Annotated in this window: 20 protein-coding genes; 11 read left to right on the top strand and 9 right to left on the bottom strand. The window is 60.5% G+C overall.

Going from position 1 to position 19,448, the window contains the following annotated elements:
- Window positions 1-9: 9 nt before the first annotated feature.
- From AC0V6M_RS07345 to AC0V6M_RS07330, 4 genes are all read left to right on the top strand, one after another.
- Window positions 10-474, top strand: coding sequence for a rhodanese-like domain-containing protein (locus tag AC0V6M_RS07345; protein WP_486138168.1), 465 nt, complete (start codon window positions 10-12; stop codon window positions 472-474).
- 105 nt (window positions 475-579) lie between these two features.
- Window positions 580-1,155 (top strand): rhodanese-like domain-containing protein, encoded by a 576-nt coding sequence (locus tag AC0V6M_RS07340; RefSeq protein WP_486138167.1) that lies wholly within the window; start codon window positions 580-582, stop codon window positions 1,153-1,155.
- Between the two features lie 75 nt (window positions 1,156-1,230).
- Window positions 1,231-2,547, top strand: coding sequence for a hypothetical protein (locus AC0V6M_RS07335; protein WP_486138166.1), 1,317 nt, complete (start codon window positions 1,231-1,233; stop codon window positions 2,545-2,547).
- Window positions 2,548-2,552: 5 nt separating this feature from the next.
- The gene (locus tag AC0V6M_RS07330; protein WP_486138165.1) at window positions 2,553-2,909 is read left to right on the top strand and encodes a hypothetical protein; all 357 of its coding nucleotides are present in this window, start codon (window positions 2,553-2,555) and stop codon (window positions 2,907-2,909) included.
- Window positions 2,910-3,168: 259 nt separating this feature from the next.
- Here AC0V6M_RS07330 and ruvB read toward each other — a convergent pair whose 3' ends face one another.
- The 6 genes from ruvB to ruvA all read right to left on the bottom strand — a co-directional run bounded on the left by ruvB (window position 3,169) and on the right by ruvA (window position 6,743).
- A complete protein-coding gene (gene ruvB, locus AC0V6M_RS07325; RefSeq protein WP_486138164.1) occupies window positions 3,169-4,227 on the bottom strand; it encodes a Holliday junction branch migration DNA helicase RuvB in 1,059 nt (352 codons plus the stop codon).
- Between the two features lie 5 nt (window positions 4,228-4,232).
- A complete protein-coding gene (locus tag AC0V6M_RS07320) occupies window positions 4,233-4,910 on the bottom strand; it encodes a hypothetical protein (protein WP_486138163.1) in 678 nt (225 codons plus the stop codon).
- Window positions 4,907-5,119 (bottom strand): hypothetical protein, encoded by a 213-nt coding sequence (locus AC0V6M_RS07315; protein ID WP_486138162.1) that lies wholly within the window; start codon window positions 5,117-5,119, stop codon window positions 4,907-4,909. The genes AC0V6M_RS07320 and AC0V6M_RS07315 overlap by 4 nt, the downstream gene beginning before the upstream one ends.
- The gene (locus AC0V6M_RS07310) at window positions 5,116-5,676 is read right to left on the bottom strand and encodes a DsrE family protein (protein WP_486138161.1); all 561 of its coding nucleotides are present in this window, start codon (window positions 5,674-5,676) and stop codon (window positions 5,116-5,118) included. The genes AC0V6M_RS07315 and AC0V6M_RS07310 overlap by 4 nt, the downstream gene beginning before the upstream one ends.
- A gap of 96 nt (window positions 5,677-5,772) precedes the next feature.
- Window positions 5,773-6,081, bottom strand: coding sequence for a hypothetical protein (locus tag AC0V6M_RS07305; protein WP_486138160.1), 309 nt, complete (start codon window positions 6,079-6,081; stop codon window positions 5,773-5,775).
- A 53-nt stretch (window positions 6,082-6,134) separates the two neighbouring features.
- Window positions 6,135-6,743: a Holliday junction branch migration protein RuvA gene (ruvA, locus tag AC0V6M_RS07300; RefSeq protein WP_486138159.1), complete on the bottom strand. Its 609-nt coding sequence runs from the start codon at window positions 6,741-6,743 to the stop codon at window positions 6,135-6,137.
- 407 nt (window positions 6,744-7,150) lie between these two features.
- On the opposite strand from ruvA, the gene aroC reads away from it, so the two are divergent.
- From aroC to katG, 5 genes are all read left to right on the top strand, one after another.
- Window positions 7,151-8,221 (top strand): chorismate synthase, encoded by a 1,071-nt coding sequence (gene aroC / locus AC0V6M_RS07295; protein ID WP_486138158.1) that lies wholly within the window; start codon window positions 7,151-7,153, stop codon window positions 8,219-8,221.
- Between the two features lie 141 nt (window positions 8,222-8,362).
- Entirely contained in the window at window positions 8,363-9,508 is a 1,146-nt protein-coding gene (locus AC0V6M_RS07290; protein WP_486138157.1) for a fatty acid desaturase, read from the top strand.
- A 184-nt stretch (window positions 9,509-9,692) separates the two neighbouring features.
- On the top strand, window positions 9,693-10,259 hold the full coding sequence (gene ahpC, locus AC0V6M_RS07285; RefSeq protein WP_486138156.1) for an alkyl hydroperoxide reductase subunit C: 567 nt from the start codon (window positions 9,693-9,695) through the stop codon (window positions 10,257-10,259).
- Window positions 10,260-10,353: 94 nt separating this feature from the next.
- Window positions 10,354-11,943, top strand: a complete 1,590-nt coding sequence (gene ahpF, locus AC0V6M_RS07280; RefSeq protein ID WP_486138155.1) for an alkyl hydroperoxide reductase subunit F — start codon at window positions 10,354-10,356, stop codon at window positions 11,941-11,943.
- A gap of 246 nt (window positions 11,944-12,189) precedes the next feature.
- Window positions 12,190-14,391 (top strand): catalase/peroxidase HPI, encoded by a 2,202-nt coding sequence (gene katG, locus AC0V6M_RS07275; RefSeq protein WP_486138154.1) that lies wholly within the window; start codon window positions 12,190-12,192, stop codon window positions 14,389-14,391.
- 98 nt (window positions 14,392-14,489) lie between these two features.
- On the opposite strand, the gene AC0V6M_RS07270 is transcribed toward katG, so the two are convergent.
- The 3 genes from AC0V6M_RS07270 to AC0V6M_RS07260 are packed head-to-tail and all read right to left on the bottom strand — an operon-like array spanning window position 14,490 to window position 17,019.
- Window positions 14,490-15,086 carry a Smr/MutS family protein gene (locus tag AC0V6M_RS07270; protein WP_486138153.1) on the bottom strand — a complete coding sequence of 199 codons (597 nt, stop codon included), beginning with the start codon at window positions 15,084-15,086 and terminating at the stop codon, window positions 14,490-14,492.
- Window positions 15,083-16,321, bottom strand: a complete 1,239-nt coding sequence (mltA, locus tag AC0V6M_RS07265) for a murein transglycosylase A (protein WP_486138152.1) — start codon at window positions 16,319-16,321, stop codon at window positions 15,083-15,085. Before mltA ends, AC0V6M_RS07270 begins: the two co-directional genes overlap by 4 nt.
- Window positions 16,322-16,359: 38 nt before the next feature.
- Window positions 16,360-17,019, bottom strand: a complete 660-nt coding sequence (locus tag AC0V6M_RS07260) for a Tim44/TimA family putative adaptor protein (protein WP_486138151.1) — start codon at window positions 17,017-17,019, stop codon at window positions 16,360-16,362.
- A 250-nt stretch (window positions 17,020-17,269) separates the two neighbouring features.
- Here AC0V6M_RS07260 and secB point away from each other — a divergent pair, with 250 nt between their 5' ends.
- Both secB and murJ read left to right on the top strand, forming a co-directional pair.
- Window positions 17,270-17,797, top strand: coding sequence for a protein-export chaperone SecB (gene secB / locus AC0V6M_RS07255; RefSeq protein WP_486138150.1), 528 nt, complete (start codon window positions 17,270-17,272; stop codon window positions 17,795-17,797).
- A 69-nt stretch (window positions 17,798-17,866) separates the two neighbouring features.
- Window positions 17,867-19,432, top strand: coding sequence for a murein biosynthesis integral membrane protein MurJ (gene murJ, locus AC0V6M_RS07250; RefSeq protein ID WP_486138149.1), 1,566 nt, complete (start codon window positions 17,867-17,869; stop codon window positions 19,430-19,432).
- The last annotated feature ends 16 nt before the right edge of the window (window positions 19,433-19,448 follow it).

Raw genomic sequence — 19,448 nt, 5'->3', positions numbered from 1 at the left:
AACTCAGCTATGCAGGCTCGCACTTCAATGATTTCAATTGTGGCTGCGAGCCTGTGCCTTGCGGCGTGCAATGCCGATGATACCCTTCAGGAGGCTGTGAAGGAAGAAATCAACGAATCGGCTGGCACAGAGGCGGCAGTTGAAGCGAGCGCAGAGGCGGCTGTCGTTGACCTCAGTGTAGACGAACTCACCAGTCTAATGGATGGTGGCAATGTCCGTCTGATCGATGTGCGGCGCGATGATGAAGTGGCCGAAGGGGTGATCCCGGGCGCAGAGCACATCATGCTCGATGATTTCAATCCGGCCGCACTCGACCTGTCCGATGGACGCGAAGTCGTGCTCTATTGCCGGTCGGGTCGGCGCTCCGGCATCGCGGCGGAAAAACTCGCAGCGCACACTGGTGAGCCAGCCAAGCATCTCGCCGGGGGCATCAACGCCTGGCGAGAGGCGAACAAGACAGAGACGACGCCGTGACCTCTAGGGTTTGGCCGACTGCAAACCGGCCACATCTTCGCCATTCACGATAAAGTCAGCCGCGCGAGCGCAATCCTTCGGAACTACTTCTGGGAGGATGGCTTTATGCGACCTATTCTGATGGCTGCGCCAATGCTTGCGCTAATCGCGGCGACAGGTGCAGCGGCCCAAGATCAAATACCGCAGGCGCAGCCTGACGTGTTGGAGAGTCCAACACCGCAAATCGACTTTCCCGCCTTTGTTAAACTGACGGGTGAAGTTGCTGAGCTGCGCGAACAGCGCCTACTTCCCAAGGACATGTTTCTTGAGCAAGCGCTCGCCGATGGCGCTCTGTTGCTCGACACGAGATCTGCCGAAGCATTCCGGCTTGGCCATATTGAAGGCGCGGTGAACCTACCGTTTTCAGATTTCACCGACGAGAAATTGGCCAAGGTGATCGGCGAGAACCGTGACCGCCCGATCTATATCTATTGCAACAACAATTTCAGCGATAATGTCGAGCCAATCGGCCTAAAGGCCGCACCACTCGCGCTGAACATCCCGACATTCATCAATCTGGTGGGCTATGGCTATGCCAATGTCTGGGAGCTGGACGGCGCGATGACCATTGCCGAGGTACCGTGGATGGGCGAGCCGAGATGGACTCTGCTTCAGCCAAGCGCGCAGCAAACCAACCCCTGATACGAAAAGGGCGGCTCTAACGCAGAACCGCCCTTTCACCAGGAGTATAAGAAGCGAGGCGTTTACGCGCCGCGCTTGATCCGAAATTTCTTGCGGCCCAGGATCGCTGCTGCGGCCAAGCCAAACAGAACGGTCATCGGCGGTGCGGGCACTTCTGTACCGCTGCTGGTGCCACCGCTCGTTCCGCCCGATGAGCTGGACGAGGATGATGATGACGAGCTCGAAGTGCTGCTGCTCGAGGTGGTTGAGCCGCCCGATGACGAACCCGAGCTAGAGCCGGAAGAACTCGACGAAGACGAAGAGCTGCCCGACGAGGAGCTGGTGCTGCTGGTCATATCGCCTGAGGTGCTGCCGCCGCTGGTCGATACGCCAGATGATGTGGCGCCGCCCGAAGAGGATGAACTGCTCGATGAAGAGCTGCTGCCCGAAGACGAAGAGCTGGAGGACGCGCCGCCGGAGCTGCTGCCGCCGGAGGACGAACCAGACGAGCTGCCCGAAGATGAGCCAGAACTCGACCCGCTAGAGCCGCCGGAACCACCCGAGGTGCCACCCGACGAGGACGAGCTGCTTGAGGACGAAGACGAGCTTGAAGAAGAGCTAGACGATGAACCGCCCGTGCTACCCGTGCTGCCGCCGGTTGAGGTCACACCGCCGGTGGTTGTCGACGAACCGCCGCTGCTGGAGCTCGATGAGCTGCCTGAACTGCTGCCGCTGCTCGACCCGCCGGTGGAACCGCCACTCGAAGTGGTTGTGCCAGGATGGCCGCTCGTGCCGCCCGTAGAGGTATCACCGCCAGTGCTGGTGTTACCGCCCGATGAGCTGCTGGAGGACGACGAAGATGAGCTTGAAGAGCTCGATGAGCTGGACGATGACGAGGATGAGCTCGAGACATTGCCCGAAGAACTGGATACATTGCCAGACGAGCTAGAAACATTGCCCGATGAGCTGGAGACGTTACCCGAAGACGAAGACACGTTGCCGGTCGACGAAGACACTGCGCCGGTTGAACTCGAAACGGTCCCCGTTGAGGTCGACACATCACCCGAAGACGTCGAGGTAGAGGTCGAAACCGCGCCCGTTGACGATGTGACCGTACCGCTGGAGCTGGTCGAGGTGACCACGCCAGAAGACGATGTTGTCGAGGTTGAATTGTCGATATCGATAATGATGCCGCCCGAGGATGAAACCCCGTCGCTGGTCGTGCCGCCGCCCGAAGTCGTGGTGCTGACCACAGAGACATCACCGCTCGACGAACCGCCGCCGCCGAAGAAGCCGCCACCAAATCCGCCACCGAAACCGCCAAAGCCGCCGCTACCGCCGATTACAACCGGCGCGGCTGAGCCGCCACCGCCGCGAATGGGCGGCAATGGTGGGAGCGGCGCTGGAGCGTAGGCAACTTGAGCGATGGGCGGGCACTCGGCTGGATCGAAATAGGTTTGTACAATGCGGCCTGCGCCTGCACCGGCGACCGCGCCGGGCGCTGCGCCCGCAATGGAGCCAGGACCGCCAAAGCCAGGCTGTTCTGGCTGGCACTCAATCGTGCGCTCAACTATACGCCGGCGGCGCTGCTCTGGTGGTGGCAGCCGACGCGTGCGCGTTTTAATCTGGATCGGTTCGCCCTTCACCATGCGGGTGCGGGTCTCCACCAGCTTGCCATCAATATTGGTGGTGAACTGGGGATCATCCGTGTTCATCGGTTCTGCCACTCGCACAGCTCCCCCGGTCATCAGGGCGAGCCCTGCGGCGGTGGCTGATAGCTTTGCTGCGGCCAGTTTGATCGACATGAGATACGAACCTTGCGTTTGCTTGGGTGGCTAGGGGGCGGCCCATCCGCTCCTTCACCAAATCCAACGTTCTCATGATGCTTCGGCAGGCCCGCGCACAACGCGGTTAACCATGATTCACCGCGGCTAACGCCGAAAAACCCACCAAAAGCGTGGTTTTTCAGAGGGCCTGTCCCAGTTTGATACCGAATATGCGGGCTAAGTAAGCCGCTGCGTTAGCCTGACGCTGTTAATCATCCTCGCCAAACATGCTGGGCTGGCCATCGCCGCTTGCCCGATTCGCAGCCGTGGGGGCTGGCGGGGTCATTTCCAGATGCTCCCACCCGCCATCATTGAGCACCCGGCCGCGCGCGGTCCGCGCCAGCAGGCCCAGCTGGATGAGGTAAGGCTCGACCACATCCTCCACCGTGTCGCGCGGCTCAGCGAGGCCGGCCGCCAGCGTCTCCACGCCCACCGGGCCGCCTTTGTAAGTGGTTGCAATCATGGTGAGATAGCGCCGATCCATCGCATCCAGACCCAGCCGGTCAATCTCCAACCGGGTCAGCGCATTGTCAGCGCCCGCGCGCGTCACCGTGCCCTCGCCCGCGACATGCGCAAAATCGCGCACGCGCCGCAGCAAACGACCAGCAACCCGCGGCGTCCCGCGCGAGCGGCGAGCGATCTCGCGCGCGCCTTGGCTATCAATATTGAGCCCCAGCAGCCGCGCCCCGCGCGTCACCACCTGATCAAGCTCGTCATGGGTGTAGAAATTAAGCCGTACCGGAATGCCAAACCGGTCGCGAAGTGGCGTCGTCAGCAAGCCCTGGCGGGTGGTCGCGCCGATCAAAGTGAACGGCGGCAGGTCGATCCGAACGCTGCGCGCAGACGGCCCCTCGCCAATAATAATGTCGAGCGCGCGGTCCTCCATCGCGGGGTACAGCACTTCCTCGACAACCGGGTTCAGCCGGTGAATTTCATCAATGAACAGAACATCATGCGGCTCTAGATTGGTGAGCAGCGCAGCCAGATCACCCGCCTTTGCAATCACCGGACCAGAGGTCGCGCGGAACCCCACGCCGAGTTCATTGGCGACGATCTGCGCCAGCGTCGTCTTGCCCAGACCGGGAGGGCCAAAGAACAGCGTATGATCCATCGCCTCACCGCGCGATTTCGCGCTTTCAATGAACACGCGCAGATTGTCTCGCGCGGCCTCTTGGCCGATAAATTCCTTCAGCGATTTCGGGCGCAGCGCGGCATCCGGATCATCAGGCTGCCGGTCAGGCGAATGGATCGGTGTCTCGTCGGTCATGCGCCTTAGCCCTGCACCTGGTTCAACCATTTCACAAACGGATCATCGCTATTCTTATCGCGCATTTCTGGCATGTCTCGCATGATTTCTGATGCTCTGTCCGGTCTTGCCACGCCGAACGTCTCAGCTATCCATGCCCGCAAAGCGATGGGCGCGGCGGGCGGCTGGGGCCGCTCATCTTCCATGCCTTCATAATCTCCGCACGGATGCTCTTCTTCATGGATCTCAAGAGGCGTGCGCCCGTGGTTTTCTGGCCAGCACAGCTCATCATATCCAATCGCGAGCAGACGCAAGAAATCAACCGGATCGCCAGCCATCACACCAATCATGGTTGATCCCGAACCAGACCTCAAATGAACGATCTGAGTGCTCCCTCCATCATCGACCCAGAACGCGGCATAAGAGCCATCGCCGCCTGTTTTGCAGAAGGGGACCAATCGCTCGCTCACCTCAGCCTTGTCACTGCCCACCCACAGCCGCGCATGGTCAGGATCGGGCGGAATGATCCCCATAGGACTGTTTTCCAGCGCGGGATCGAGCAAAGCATGCCGGTACCCGTCTGAGCCATCAAAATGACGGTCCAGCCCATTGGCCTCAATCCATCGGAAATAGGCCAGGATTGGCTCGGGCACGGTCACGCGCGGTCCAAATTCGGCCAGCATGGTTTGCGTAAAACCGGTCACGCGCCCTCCCCTTCCTCGGGCATGATGCAGTCGCGCACGCCTGGCCCGTCAAGCAGGGTGCCTCCTGCCTCCTCGCATTCGCTTTTGCCAGCGATTTCAATCGCACCGCTCGCGCCGAGGATAAAGGCGACCACAACCCCGCCTGCCAGCAATGGCAAGAGCCAGCGCGGTATGTTCAATCCGGGGCGAAGGTCATTGTCCTGCGTCAAAACGGGTTCACCGTATAGCCGTTTTGCTGCAGCACCGCATGGGCCGTCATCGCAGAGAGCGACATGCGCACGCCTTCGATTAGCTCATCCTGCGCAATGCCATTGGCCGCCGCGCTTTGCCCGCACAGCACCACGTCGACGCCGTAATCGATCATGGTGCGCAGCATCGCAGCACTGGGATTGACGTCAGGGCTGGACTCTCCACCGCGCTCTCTCGCCGCCCATGCTTCATTATTGAGCAGGTCGAGCGAGGCCTTCCCATGCACCACCAGAGCGACGCGGATTTGCGCCGGATCAACGCCATTGGCGACATGCATATTGATAAAGCGCGCCACGCTTTCAAAACTGCGGTGACGCTGCCCCTCACTGGCCGCATCGGCGACATCAAACGCGACGCTGAAACTGACATCTGCGGGCAAGTCCGTCATGCTTTCGACCGGCGCATGCGGGCCGAATTCCTCGAACACCGGGCCGGTTTTGAAGGCGGAGAGATCAGCCTGCTGCGCAGCGGCCGGACTGGCGAGGATTAGTGCCGGGATAAGGAAAGCGAAACGCATGGGTGTTCCTTTGGTGGTCATTTTGAGTGGTACTGGCTTAGCTCGTCACCCCGGACTTGATCCGGGGTCCATGTCTTGGAACGAGAGAAAACAGGATCAGTCATCAACCGACTTCTCCTGACCGCGCTTAGACAATTGAAGGCAGACGAACATCCCGACGGCAAAGACAATTGTCGCAGCAATCTGCAGCAAGGGGACAAATAGGAAAACCAGCGCAGACTGCGGATCAAGCCGTAAGTACATAGCGTCATAGACGAGCCACAGCCCAACCCCGCCAATTAATGCGGCGCCAAGTCCATTAGCGCGCGCGTGCCCGCGCCAAAGGCAAAGAACGGCAATGGGAGCGACGGTAAAAAGGAAGAGACCAATCGAGAACGCATCTTCAAAGCTTCCCAAGTCAGCCATGATAGCCCCCAATCCCAAAATATAGAGAGCCAGCACTCCGATCCTCCAATCCATCACCCAGCCGCCTTCTTAAGCGCCACCCGGATCAGATCGCCTTCCTTTGCATCTTCGCCGAGCTCGCTTTGCGCGCGGGCCACGGCTTGGGCTGCGACCGCTGGTTTGAAGCCGAGGTTCTCCAGCGCGCTCACCGCATCGGCGCTTGCGCCGCCTGCTTGTGAGACCGCGCCGACCGGCGCTCCCGCAACCCCGCCGCCTGGCAGACCGTCTGCCTTATCCTTCAGTTCGTTGACGATTCGGCTCGCCAGCTTTGGCCCCACGCCCTGCGCCCGCGCGACCGTGGCCGCATCCCCGCCTGCGCAGGCATCGCGCACTTCGCCGGTCGACAGGGCAGAGAGGATCGCCAAGGCCACCTTGCTGCCCACCCCTTGAACGGTGGTGAGCAAGCGGAACCAATCGCGCTCTGCACTTTCGGCAAAGCCGAGCAGGCGCATATCGTTCTCGCTGACCTGCAAATCAGTGTGGATGGTGCAGGCCTCGCCCACCTCGCCCATGGCGGCGAGCGTTTTGGTGGAGCAATGGACCAGATAGCCAACGCCCTGAACATCGACGATGGCCCAATCCTCGCCCGTTTCATCGAGCCGTCCGGATAATTTCGCGATCATATTCGGGTTCCCTTGGACATGGTTTGTTCCTGCCTTACCTGCGCGGCTTTGACCAGAGGAAGTTGTTTGGTTGTCCAGAAGGGTATTGGTTTTCCTACCTCGCGGGTGATCGGTATAAACGCGCACATGCCAAACACTGCTCCGCTAACACCAACCGCCCTCAATCGAAATTTCCGATCAATCGCGGCGTTTGTGATCGATTGCTTTTCTTCCCCTGGACTGTGTTCCAGCCGTTCCAAGCGTGCTTCAGCAGCGACGAACCGAGCCGCCCGCACCCTCCGCCCTTCCACCCGGAGTCTACCGGGACACTATCCGGGTGGAAGGGCGGAGGGTGCGGGCGGCTCGGCAATCAGAACAGGCGCAGCCAAAGGTGGACAAACGCGGCGAGATTGGCGAATTGGGCGGCTATGAGTTGGAACACCTTCGGACGCGCATTGCGCTTCACCACTTGGGGCGAGAGCCATGGACCGGCATTGGGCGTGGTGCTCGACGGGTGCCCGCCGGGCATTGGCTTAAGCGAGGCGGACATTCAGCCGTTCATGGACGCGCGCAAGCCGGGCACGAGCAAGTTCACCACTCAGCGCAAAGAGGCCGATCTGGTGCGGATCCTCTCTGGCGTGTTCGAAGGCAAAACGACCGGCACGCCGATCAGCATGATGATCGAGAACACCGATCAGCGCAGCAAGGATTACGGCGAGATCGCCAAGAGCTATCGCCCCGGCCATGCGGACTACACGTATGATGCGAAATACGGCATCCGCGACTATCGCGGAGGCGGGCGCAGCAGCGCGCGCGAAACCGCGGCACGTGTGGCGGCGGGGGCGGTCGCGCGGCTCATCATCCCAGAGGTCACCATCACCGGCTTCGTGTGCGAGCTGGGCGGGGACAGGATCGACCGCGAGGCGATCAACCTCAGCGAAATCGGCAGCAATCCGTTCTGGTGCCCAGACAGCTGGGCGGCGAAACGCTGGGAAGAGCTGGTCGATACAGCGCGCAAGGATGGGTCATCGCTGGGCGCCGTGGTCGAATGCGTCGCGGAAGGCGTGCCCGCCGGATGGGGCGCGCCGGTCTATGCGAAGCTCGACAGCGATCTGGCCGCCGCAATGATGACGATCAACGCGACCAAGGGCGTGGAGATTGGCGATGGGTTCGAGGCAGCGCGGCTGACCGGCGAGCAAAACGCCGATGCGATGAGCCCGGGCGCAGATGGCACCCCGCAATATGCCAGCAACCACGCAGGCGGCACGGCAGGCGGCATCTCAACCGGACAGCCGGTGGTGTGCCGCACCGCGTTCAAGCCGACCAGCTCGATCCTGACCCCGGTGGACTCGATCAACTCCGATGGAGAGGCGACCAAGGTCCGCACAAAAGGGCGGCACGACCCCTGCGTCGGGATTCGCGGCACGCCGGTGGTGGAGGCGATGATGGCGCTGGTGCTGGCCGATCACAAGCTGCTGCATCGTGCTCAAGTAGCGTGAGCGATAGCATGACAAGACTCATGCAGGTGGGCGGTGCATAAGATACAGATCTACGTACGCCGCAAGCACTACCAAGCGGCTCTGCCATTCGACCAACGCCGATTGCCACATCACCCGCCATTGGCTAGCTAGAACAACGCTTTGCCCCTTCACAACGAACAAGCAGGTATCCCCATCCGTTCCTCACCTTCTCAGCAATCAGACCTCCACCTCGACAGCGCCGCCTACGGCCAGGATGATGGAGGCTCTGAGCCGGCCCCTGCGACCACTGCCGAAGAGGCCGAGCTGGCGATCAACCCGCGCGCTCTGGCCCGCCAGCTCGCTGCGTTCCGCACACCGCGCGTCTCGCGCAGCATCTGGGAAGTCGCCTCCACCTTCCTGCCATTTGCGGTGCTGCTGGGAGCGATGCTGTTTGCAGTTCAGGCGGGGCACTATATCGCCTTTGCACTGACGCCGTTAGCAGGAATGCTGCTGCTGCGCCTGTTCATCATTCAGCACGATTGCGGGCATGGCTCGTTCTTCAAGAGCAAGACCGCCAACACCTGGCTTGGCCGCTCGATCGGCGTGCTGACGCTAACCCCTTACGACTGCTGGAGGCGCAGCCACGAACTGCACCATGCGAGCACGGGCAACCTTGATGCGCGCGGATTTGGCGATGTTGATACGCTGACTGTGCGTGAATACCGGGCAAAGAGCTGGCTGGGGCGGTTTGGCTACCGGCTCTATCGCCATCCGATTGTGTTGATGGGCATTGGTCCGGCCTACCTGTTCCTGCTCAGGCACCGCCTGCCGATTGGGCTGATGAAGGATGGCTGGGTCTATTGGATCAGCGCCCTGGCAACCAATGCCGCGGCTGCCGGGCTGCTCGTGGCATTGGGCCTGATCTTCGGAGCCTATGTGACCGCAATCGTATTCTTGCCCGTGCTGTTGACGGCGGCATCTGTTGGTGTGTGGCTGTTCTATGTCCAGCATCAATTTGAAGATGCGCATTGGGACACGCGCGAGAATTGGTCCTATCACGAGTCCGCAATAGGCGGCAGTTCCTACCTACACCTGCCCGCTGTGATGAATTGGTTCACGGGCAATATCGCAATCCACCACATCCACCATCTGGTCAGCCGCATCCCGTTCTACCGCCTGCCGACTGCGCTGAAGGAACATCCAGAACTGGCAGAGATCAACCGCGTCGGCCCGCGCGAAGCGGTCAGCTCCATGTGGCTGGCGCTATGGGATGAGGATCGCCGTAAGCTGATCAGCTTTCGCGAGGCAAAGCGGCTGCAAACCTAAGCCGAAACGCGGCCTATTACCCGCTCGCAACAGCGCAGAAGGTTCCCAGAAACTTCGATTGGAAAATTCGATCATCGTGATCGCACTAATCGGCTTTTGTGCAGCGCAGCAATCCCTATGTGAGGTGTACGTCAAGGGCGGACCGCGCCCCACGTAACGCATTACCAAATAAGGGGTATTACCAATGGGCATTATCGGCTCAACCATCAAACCATTCACCGCCACAGCCTTCAAAGCCGGCGAAGATTTCTACGAAGTCACCGACGAAGACGTGAAGGGCAAGTGGTCGATCTTCTTCTTCTATCCTGCTGACTTCACCTTCGTATGTCCGACCGAACTCGAAGACCTCGGCGAGAAGTACACCATGCTGCAAGATATGGGCGTCGAAGTGTACGGCGTCAGCACCGACACGCACTTCAGCCACAAGGCATGGCACGACACTTCCGACAAGATTGGAAAGCTGCAATTCCCATTCCTGGGCGATCAGAATCACGTTCTCGCGCGCAATTTCGATGTGCTGCGTGAAGGCGTAGGCTTGGCCGACCGTGCGACTTTCGTGGTCGATCCCGATGGCGTGATCCAGATCATGGAGCAAACCTGCGAAGGCGTGGGCCGCAATGCCAACGAACTGACCCGCAAGATCAAGGCCGCTCAATATGTGCGCGCCAACCCAGGTCAGGTCTGCCCGGCAGCATGGGAAGAAGGCAGCGACACGCTGGCCCCATCGCTCGATCTCGTCGGTAAGATCTAAGCAGCGGCCCCAGGCCACTCAAACAGACCGGGCGGCGCGGCTTTCACATGTGAGGGCCGCGCCGCCACCCACTCAAGACAATACGGATTTCTCCATGCTAGACGCCACTATGCAAACCCGGCTGAAGCAATATTTCGCCAATCTGCGCGAGCCGATTGAGCTCGTTGCAAGCTTGGATGAGAGCGAGAAGTCCGAGCAAACCCGCGAGCTTTTGGGCGAGATCGCTGAGCTGCACGATCTGGTCAGCGCCAGCTTCGACGGTACGGATGATCGCAAGCCGAGCTTCGTCATTCGCCGCGCCAGTGATGCGACCAAATGGGTCCGCTTTGCTGGCCTGCCCATGGGCCACGAGTTCACCTCTCTGGTGCTCGCCCTGCTCTGGGCTGGCGGACACCCGCCAAAGGTTGACGCCGATCTGATCGAACAGATCCGCGCCCTGGAGGGCGACTATGACTTTGAGATGTTCTTCTCACTCGGCTGTCACAATTGCCCGGATGTTGTCCAAGCGCTCACCCTGATGGCGCTCGAAAACCCGCGCATCAGCGCCACACTGATTGAAGGCGGGACCTTCCAAGACGAAGTTGACGCGCGCGAGATCATGGCGGTGCCGGCGACCTTCCTCAACGGCGAAAGCTTCTACAATGGCAAAATGGAGCTGGCAGAGATCCTCTCCAAGCTCGACAGCGGCGCGGACGCGAAAGCGGCTGAAAAGCTTGATGCGAAAGAGCCATTTGAAGTTCTGGTCATCGGCGGCGGCCCCGCGGGCGCAGCATCGGCCGTTTACACCGCTCGCAAGGGCTTTCGCACTGGCATCGCTGCGGAGCGCTTCGGCGGTCAGCCGATGGATACGCTCGGGATCGAGAACCTGCCTGGCACCAGCTACACCGAGGGGCCAAAGCTGGCCGACAACCTCCGAAGCCACACCGGTGACTATGACATCGACGTGATGGACCTGGCCCGCGCGACCCAGCTGAAACCAGCTGGTGAGGCAGGCGGCATGCACGAAGTGACTATGGCGAACGGCGCGGTGCTAAAGGCGCGCTCGCTGATCCTGTCAACCGGCGCCCGCTGGCGCAATCTGGGCGTTCCGGGCGAGACGGAATATCGCAACAAGGGCGTCGCCTATTGCCCGCACTGTGACGGCCCCCTGTTCAAGAGCAAGGACATCGCGGTAATCGGCGGCGGCAACTCTGGCGTCGAGGCCGCGATCGATCTCGCCAAAATCGTCGGCCATGTAACGCTGGTCGAATATGACAGCAAACTGCGCGCCGACGATGTGTTGCAACGTAAGTTGCGCAGCATGTCCAATGTCGAAATCATCACCTCGGGCCAGACCACCGAAGTGCTCGGCAATGGATCAAAGGTCAGCGGCCTTATCGTCAAAGATCGCACCAGCGGTGATGAACGCCGGATCGAGCTGGAAGGCGTGTTCGTCCAGATCGGCCTGGTGCCAAACACGGAATGGCTGGAAGGCACCGGCCTGGAGCTGTCTCAGCATGGCGAAATCGTGGTTGATCAGCACGGCGCAACCAACCTGCCCGGTATCTATGGTGCTGGCGATGCGACCACCGTGCCAGACAAGCAGATCGTTGTGGCGATGGGTGAAGGCGCCAAGGCCGGTCTTGGCGCATTTGACTATTTGATCCGCAACGAACCTGCGGACGAGGTCGCCGAGGCGGCATAAACACGCGGACGGCGGGCACGCTTACGCGGCGCGTCCCTACGGAACAGACAATTGGCATGAAGGGGTGAACGCCGAGCGCTCGCCCCTTTTTGTTGCGTGCTGCGCTCAAGCCAAGCCCGAGTCTTCAATCGATCCTATCAATCAATTAGCGCATATTAATCGATTAGACAGATCAAACTCAAACGGTCATCTTCTCCTCATAACCTTGACTCAACCCCGAGTCTTAATGTGGTGAGGAGAACCCCAATGGATGCAAAAACTGGTGAAATGAACGGCTGTCCCTTCAATGGCGACGGCACAATGCGCTCTCTCTTAGGCCGGACAAATCGTGATTGGTGGCCAGAGGCGACGCAGCTCGAAATCCTCACTCAAGAAGGCCGCGACGCCAACCCTTATGGCGACGACTTTGACTATGCTGAGGCCTTCAACACCATCGATTACACCGCGCTGAAGGCAGACCTGACCGCGCTGATGACTGACAGCCAGGATTGGTGGCCAGCGGATTACGGCCACTATGGCCCGTTCTTCATTCGAATGGCATGGCATGCCGCCGGCACCTATCGCACCGGCGATGGCCGCGGCGGCGCAGGCAGCGGGCAGCAACGTTTTGCCCCGCTCAACAGCTGGCCAGACAATGGTAACCTCGACAAGGCGCGCCGTCTGCTGTGGCCGATCAAACAGAAATACGGCAGGAACATCAGTTGGGCTGACCTGTTCATCCTCACTGGCAATGTCGCGATTGAATCGATGGGCGGACCTGTGTTCGGCTTTGGCGGCGGCCGCGCCGACGTGTTTGAGCCAGAAAGCGTCTATTGGGGCACCGAAGAGCAGTGGGTAAACGAAGGCGTTGCCACCCGCATCCGTCCCGATGATGGCGCAGAGATCGAAAACCCGCTGGCCGCGATCCAGATGGGCCTGATCTACGTCAATCCAGAAGGGCCAGGCGGCAACCCCGATCCGCTGCAATCGGCCCGCGACATGCGCGAAACCTTCGCTCGTATGGCGATGAACGACGAGGAAACCGTCGCTCTGACCGCTGGCGGCCACGCCTTCGGTAAGGCGCATGGCGCGCAGCCATCTGACACCTTTGGCGGCGCTCCGGAAAGCGAAGTTCTTGAACTGCAAGGCTTCGGCTGGCTCAATGACGAGGAAGAGATTGCCAAGGGGCACATCACCACCTCGGGCATTGAAGGTTCATGGTCGAACAACCCAACTTCGTGGTCACATGACTACTTCCGGATCCTGTTCAAATATGACTTTGAACTGGTGCACTCACCGGCTGGCGCTCAGCAATGGACGCCGATCAATCCGGAAGAAGCCGACATGGCACCGGATGCCCGCGATCCTTCGAAAAAGGTTCCGACCATGATGACCACCGCCGATATGGCGCTGAAGATGGACCCGGAATATCGCAAGATTTCCGAGCGCTTCCTGGCCAACCCGGAGCAGCCGGATGACGCATTTGCGCGCGCATGGTTCAAGCTGTGCCACCGCGATATGGGGCCAAAGGTCCGCTATATGGGTCCAGAAGTTCCAGAAGAAACACTGATCTGGATGGACCCCGTTCCTGCCGGGGCCGAACCTTCTGACAGCGCGGTTAGCGCGTTCAAGTCGGCCATCCTTGGCAGCGGTCTGACCGTGAGCGAGCTGGTCAAAGCGGCGTGGGCTTCGGCTTCAAGTTACCGCAATTCAGATCACCGTGGCGGCGCCAATGGTGCCCGCGTGCGGCTCGCCCCGCAAAATAGCTGGGCGGCGAACGATCCCGATGAGCTTAGCAAAGTGCTTGCCAAGATCGACGAGCTGCGCGGTGATCTCTCGATGGCTGATGCCATCGTGCTCGCCGGAACGGCGGCGGTTGAGAAAGCCGCCGCGGACGCCGGTCATAGCGTGAGCGTGCCATTTGCTGGCGGACGCGGCGATGCGACCGAAGAGCAAACCGATGCGGAGAGCTTTGAGCCGCTGGAGCCATTTGCTGATGGCTTCCGCAACTACCTCAAGACGAACGCGAGCGTTCGGACCGAGGAAATGCTGATCGACCGTGCACATTTGCTCGGCCTGTCCATTCCGGAAATGACCGTTCTGGTTGGCGGCATGCGAGCGCTGGGCGCAAACACCGGAGGCACCAGCCACGGCGTGTTCACCGACCGCGTTGGTCGGCTGACACCCGACTTCTTCACCAACCTGCTCGACATGGGTACCAAGTGGACCCCGGTCGATGGCAGCGACGATGAGGAATACATCGGGACCGACCGCAAGACCGGCGCTGAGAAGTTCCGCGCCACCCGCACGGACCTGGTCTTCGGCTCCAACTCACGGCTGCGCGCACAGGCAGAAGTCTATGCCGAGGCTGGCAATGAGGCGAAGTTCGTCGCTGACTTCATCGCGGCTTGGACCAAGGTGATGAATGCAGACCGCTTTGATCTGACTCATGCAAAATACCATGGCTGATCCGGCACGAGCCTGATCGGGTCGCAAGAGAGCCCTCGGCAGAAATGCCGGGGGCTTTCCGTTTTTAGGTTGAGGAAGTGTGGAGCGAGAAGGAGCGTTTAGCGCTGCCGTTTCAGCACCAGATAGAGTGCGCCTTCGCCGCCGTGGCTGCGGTGGGCAGCTCTCACTGCTGAAATCGATCCGGCATGCGGGCCAGCGGCGAGCCAATCGAGCAGTTTGGCCCGGATAGCGCCGCGTTTTTCCCCGCGGTCCGCTGGGTCCACCGGACGCGAGCGCCCGGCAATCACCAATACGACCCGCGCATCCATCGCGCGCGCTTGGTCAAGCCCGCTGGAGAGCCGCGTATAGGCGCTGTCGAGCGTGTGGCCATGCAAATCGAGTGTGTAATCGGGCACAATCCGGCCCGTTTTTAGCTTGCGGTCCCAATGGCCATCAAGACTGGACGGGGCCGGCTTGGGCGGCGGTACAGCAACAACTGGAGCGCTCACGCGCGGCAGCTTCTTTGACGGTTTGCGCATTGGTGAGACGGGTTGCGGCGTCTTCAAGCCAGTTTTCGGTTTCGCTGTGGTCTGCACGCCAGCGGCGGGCTCTTGCGGCATCACTGGGCGCGTGCGTCCCTCTAGCGGGGTGACGCTTTGCGCCAAATGCGCCCACGCAGCCGCCTCTTGCTCATTGAGGCCGCGCGGGATGCTCATTGGCCAGTGTGGCGTTCCACTACGCCGCGCGGAAGCAGGATTAGCGCTTGCCCGCGCCCGCTCATGCCGCCGGCGATCTGGCGCGCATCTTCGCCCGCACCCCAAAAGGTGTCGAAGCGGTTCGGCCCTTTGATGGCGCCGCCGGTATCCTGCGCAATCCAAAGGCCATCGGCAACATCGCGGTCGAGATCGAGCCAGACAGGCGCGCCGTAAGGTACGAACCGCGGATCAACCGCCACAGAGCTTTCCCGCCGCACCGGAATACCCAGCGAACCCAAGGGGCCATCACCGGTTAGCTCGCGGAAGAAAATCCAGCTCTTGTTGAGGCGCATCAGCTCACGCCCTTCCTCTGGATTTTCGCGGATGTAGGCCATGATGCCTTGCATGGAGCCAGCGTATTTGCCCGGCCCCTCGCCGATCAAACCCCGGTCGCGCATAACCCGGCCAACACCGACATATTCGCGGCCATTCTGCCCGGCGTAGCCGATGCGGATCACTTCGCCATCGGGCGTGCGCAGGCGCCCTGAACCTTGAATCTGCAGGAAGAAGAGCTCAACTGGATCGGCTGCCCAAGCGATGACGGGGACGCGCCCATCAAGCGCGCCTTCTTCAATCTCGCGGCGTTCGTAATAGCGCACGAACTCGCCCGCTTCATTGGTGCGTCCCAGCGGCGGCCGCCCCGTACGCTCTGCCTCGGGAATATCCGCCGTCCATCCGCGTTTTAGATCGCTCGGCATGGCATAGATCGGCGTTTGGAAACCGGGAGAGCGCGTGCGGCTTGCGCGGATTTCAGGCTCGAAATATCCGGTTGCAAAGGCCTCGCCCGTGCCGACAATCGCGGTTTCAAAATAGGTCGCAAAGAAAGTGTCGGCGGTGCCGCGATTGCGCGGTGCAGCCTCGCAAGCTTGCTCCCAATCACTTGGCCGAGTGAGGCCAGTGGTATCTTCGCGCCGCAGCAGGCTGGGGCAGCTTTCGATGAAAGAGCGAAGAGCGCCCTCTGCGTCCGCCTGTGAATAGCCAAGCCCGGAAACATATGGTCCCGCTTTCACGCCCGCCATCAGAGCGCTCGTCGGTGCCGGGCCAGTGGGCGCTGGCGGCGTTACCGGAGCGGTTGGCGCGGTCACCGGCGGCGGCGGTGTCGTCACCACGGGACCGCTTGGTTCAGTGCTTTCTGGGATCAACCGGACGCAGCCGGAAAGGAGGATAGCCATCGCCAGAACCAGGCCTGTGCGCATTGTACTCTCCTTATGGTCAGTGCCCGTGGGCTTACTGCCTAGCCTTCGTCGGTCTCGTCGAGCACCCAGTTCGGGTCTTTGTCGCTCACATTACGTGAGAACATCCAGATGTCGCGGCTTTCAATCGCATCATCGAGCGAACCGGCGATCATATTGCCATCCTTATCGCGCGTAACAGCGGCAATGTCGGCAACGAACAGCAAAGCTATCCGAGCCATCCGGCCATCCGGCTGAGCGGAGTGGATCTTCGTCTCTTCGATACGGATCAGCTTGTTCTCAAGCGTGTGACCAGCGGCCTCACGCTCATCAATGGCAGCGGAGAAGCCTTCAAAAACATCATCATCACACAGATCGCGCAGGGTCTCGCGGTCGCCCTGCCAAAATGCCTCAAGCACCATGGTGTAAGCAGCGCGCCCGCCTTCTAGGAAGGATGTAAGGTCGAACCGGCTGTCTGCCGCAGCGATTTCGCGAATGCCGCGTTCAACCGCTGGCAAGACGCCTGTAATTTCTGGCTGAGGATTGGCGGCCACTGGCACTGCCGCCGGGCTAGGCGGAGTGTGCGGCGGTTGTTTGCCGCTCGGTTCAAACCGGTTTGGAACCGATTCCTCTTCATGCTCTGCACGGCGGCCAAGCACCGAATAGAGACGCAGCCCCAAGAATGCGGCGATCATGGCGAGGATGATAATTTCAACAATCACGTTTGTAATACCCGGTTGGTTTGGGATCCCGCGGCCGCGCGATCTCCGATTCCTGTGTACCTTAAGTGCCTTAAATAGGCGCTAAATACAAATCGACAACGACCTTTCGCGTGCCCGTTACAGGTTTTTGCGTGCATCTCATCCGGTTGCGAGCACGGCTCGCGCCTGCTAGGCGCGCCGCCAACCGAATACCCGATTACCCTGCGCGCTGTGCAGGCTTCACATTACCCATGATGGAAAGAGCTTAAAAATGGCCGAAGAAGGCGACATCCTAACCGATCTCAACAATCCAGCAGCCGGCGCAAATGGCGCCGATAATCAGCCCGCAGCCGGCCTGATTACGCAATATGTCAAAGACTTGTCGGTCGAAAATCCGAATGCGCCGGACGTCTATCAATGGCAGGATCAACCGCAGATCGACGTGCAGTTCAACATTGGCGCCGAGCAAGTGAACGAGAATGTTCACGAGATCACTTTGAAAGTGAACATCGACGCGAAGACCGAGCAAGGCAGCGCCTATTTGGTGGAGCTGGCCTATTGCGGCCTCATCGGTGTGCGCAATCTGCCCGAAGATCAGACCCATGCGTTTCTGTTTGCTGAAGCACCGCGCCTGCTGTTCCCATTCGCTCGCCGCGTCGTTGCCGATGCCGTGCGTGACGCTGGCTTTCCGCCGCTGCTGATGGATCCGATTGATTTCAACGGTCTCTATCTTCAGCAGCTCGCTCGCAAGCAGCAAGAAGAAGCAGCCGCTGGCGATGCGCCTGCTGGCGAGGCTTAGGGCCGCGTTCTGCTTGGCCCGGCTCACAGGCTTTCAAACCGCTAGACCTGTGATAGGGCTGGTGCAGCCATGAGCCTGCTTAAAAATGTCGGAACCATTGGCGGGCTAACCCTCGCCAGCCGGGTCGCTGGGATGGCGCGCGAGATGATTTTCTCGCGTGTCCTCGGCGCCAATGACATTACCGACGCCTGGCTTCAGGCCTTCATAATCCCGAATGTGTTCCGCCGGCTGTTTGCCGAGGGGGCCTTTTCGGCCGCCTTTGTGCCGATGTTTTCCAAGCGACTGCACGGTGAAGGTGGCATGGAAGAAGCGCGCTCGTTCAGCGCCGATGTGCTGAGTGTATTCCTGCCAGTGCTGATCGCGCTGGTGGCGATATTTGAGCTCGCCATGCCGGGTGTGATCTGGCTGCTCGCAGAAAAGCCGGTTGACGAAAGCACCTTCCCGATTGCCATCGACTTCGCCCGGATCATGTTCCCCTATATCGTGCTGGTCAGCATGGTGACGCTCTTCACCGGCATGCTGAATTCCGTCTCGCGCTTTGCGCCCGGGGCCAGCTTTCCGATCATTTTGAACCTGGTGCTAATCGCCGCCTTGCTGGTCGGCGAGCGCTGGATGGCGACCGGGGCCAGCCTTGAGCAGGTCGCCTATGGGATCGCCTGGGCCGTCACCGGGGCGGGCGTGATGCAGCTCGCTTGGCTCTATTACTGGGTCAGGGTTGAGGGCTTTGAAGTCAAAATGCGCCTGCCGCGTCTCACACCAGAGGTGAAACGGCTCGGCATTATCGCCCTGCCCGCCGCGATTGGCGGCGGCGCGTATCAAATCAACACTCTGGTCCAACTCTATTTCCTGAACCAGCTGGAGAGCGGCGCGGTCAGTTACATGAACTATGCCGACCGGCTCAATCAGTTGCCGCTCGGGATCATTGGGATCGCCCTGTCCACCGCAATCCTGCCGACCCTGTCCAAATTCGTCGGCAGCGACAATCATGAGGGCGCATCGCAAATCCAGTCTGACGCGATCGAGCTGGCTATGCTGCTGACGCTGCCCGCGACGATTGCCCTTGCCATTTGCGGCGTGCCGTTTGTGACGATGATCTTCGAAGGCGGACGTTTCGCGATTGAGGACGCCATTCAAACGGGCGCGGTCCTCACTGCGCTAGTGATGGGCCTGCCCGCCTATGTGCTGATCAAAGTGCTGGTGCCGAACTTTTACGCGCGCGCCGATACGAAGACGCCAGTTTACACCGCATTTGTCGCGCTCTTCGTGTTCATCGCTTACAACATCCTGTTCCTGAAAACCTACGGCGTTGTCGGCGTCGCCTTGGCCAGCGCGACCGGCGCATGGATTAATGTCACCATCCTTTACGTGATACTCACCATGCGCGGGCATTACCGCGCCAATTGGCAGCCGGTCGGGCGGATCGCGCGGCAACTCATCGCAGCCGCCGCGATGGGCGCAGCGCTGTATTTTGCCAGCGATATGCTGAGCGACTATTACTCCGCTGGCATCTTTGCGCGCCTGTTTGCCCTCGCGGTGCTGGTCGGCGCGGCGGCAATCGTCTATTTCACTTTGGCATTCGCTCTGGGCGCGCTCGACCGCGAACGGATCGCCAAGTTCACCCGCAAATCAACCTAAACTGAAAGAGCCTATT

The sequence above is a fragment of the Erythrobacter sp. JB3-1 genome, from assembly GCF_057364995.1.
This window is presented reverse-complemented; position numbering and strand designations above follow the sequence as displayed.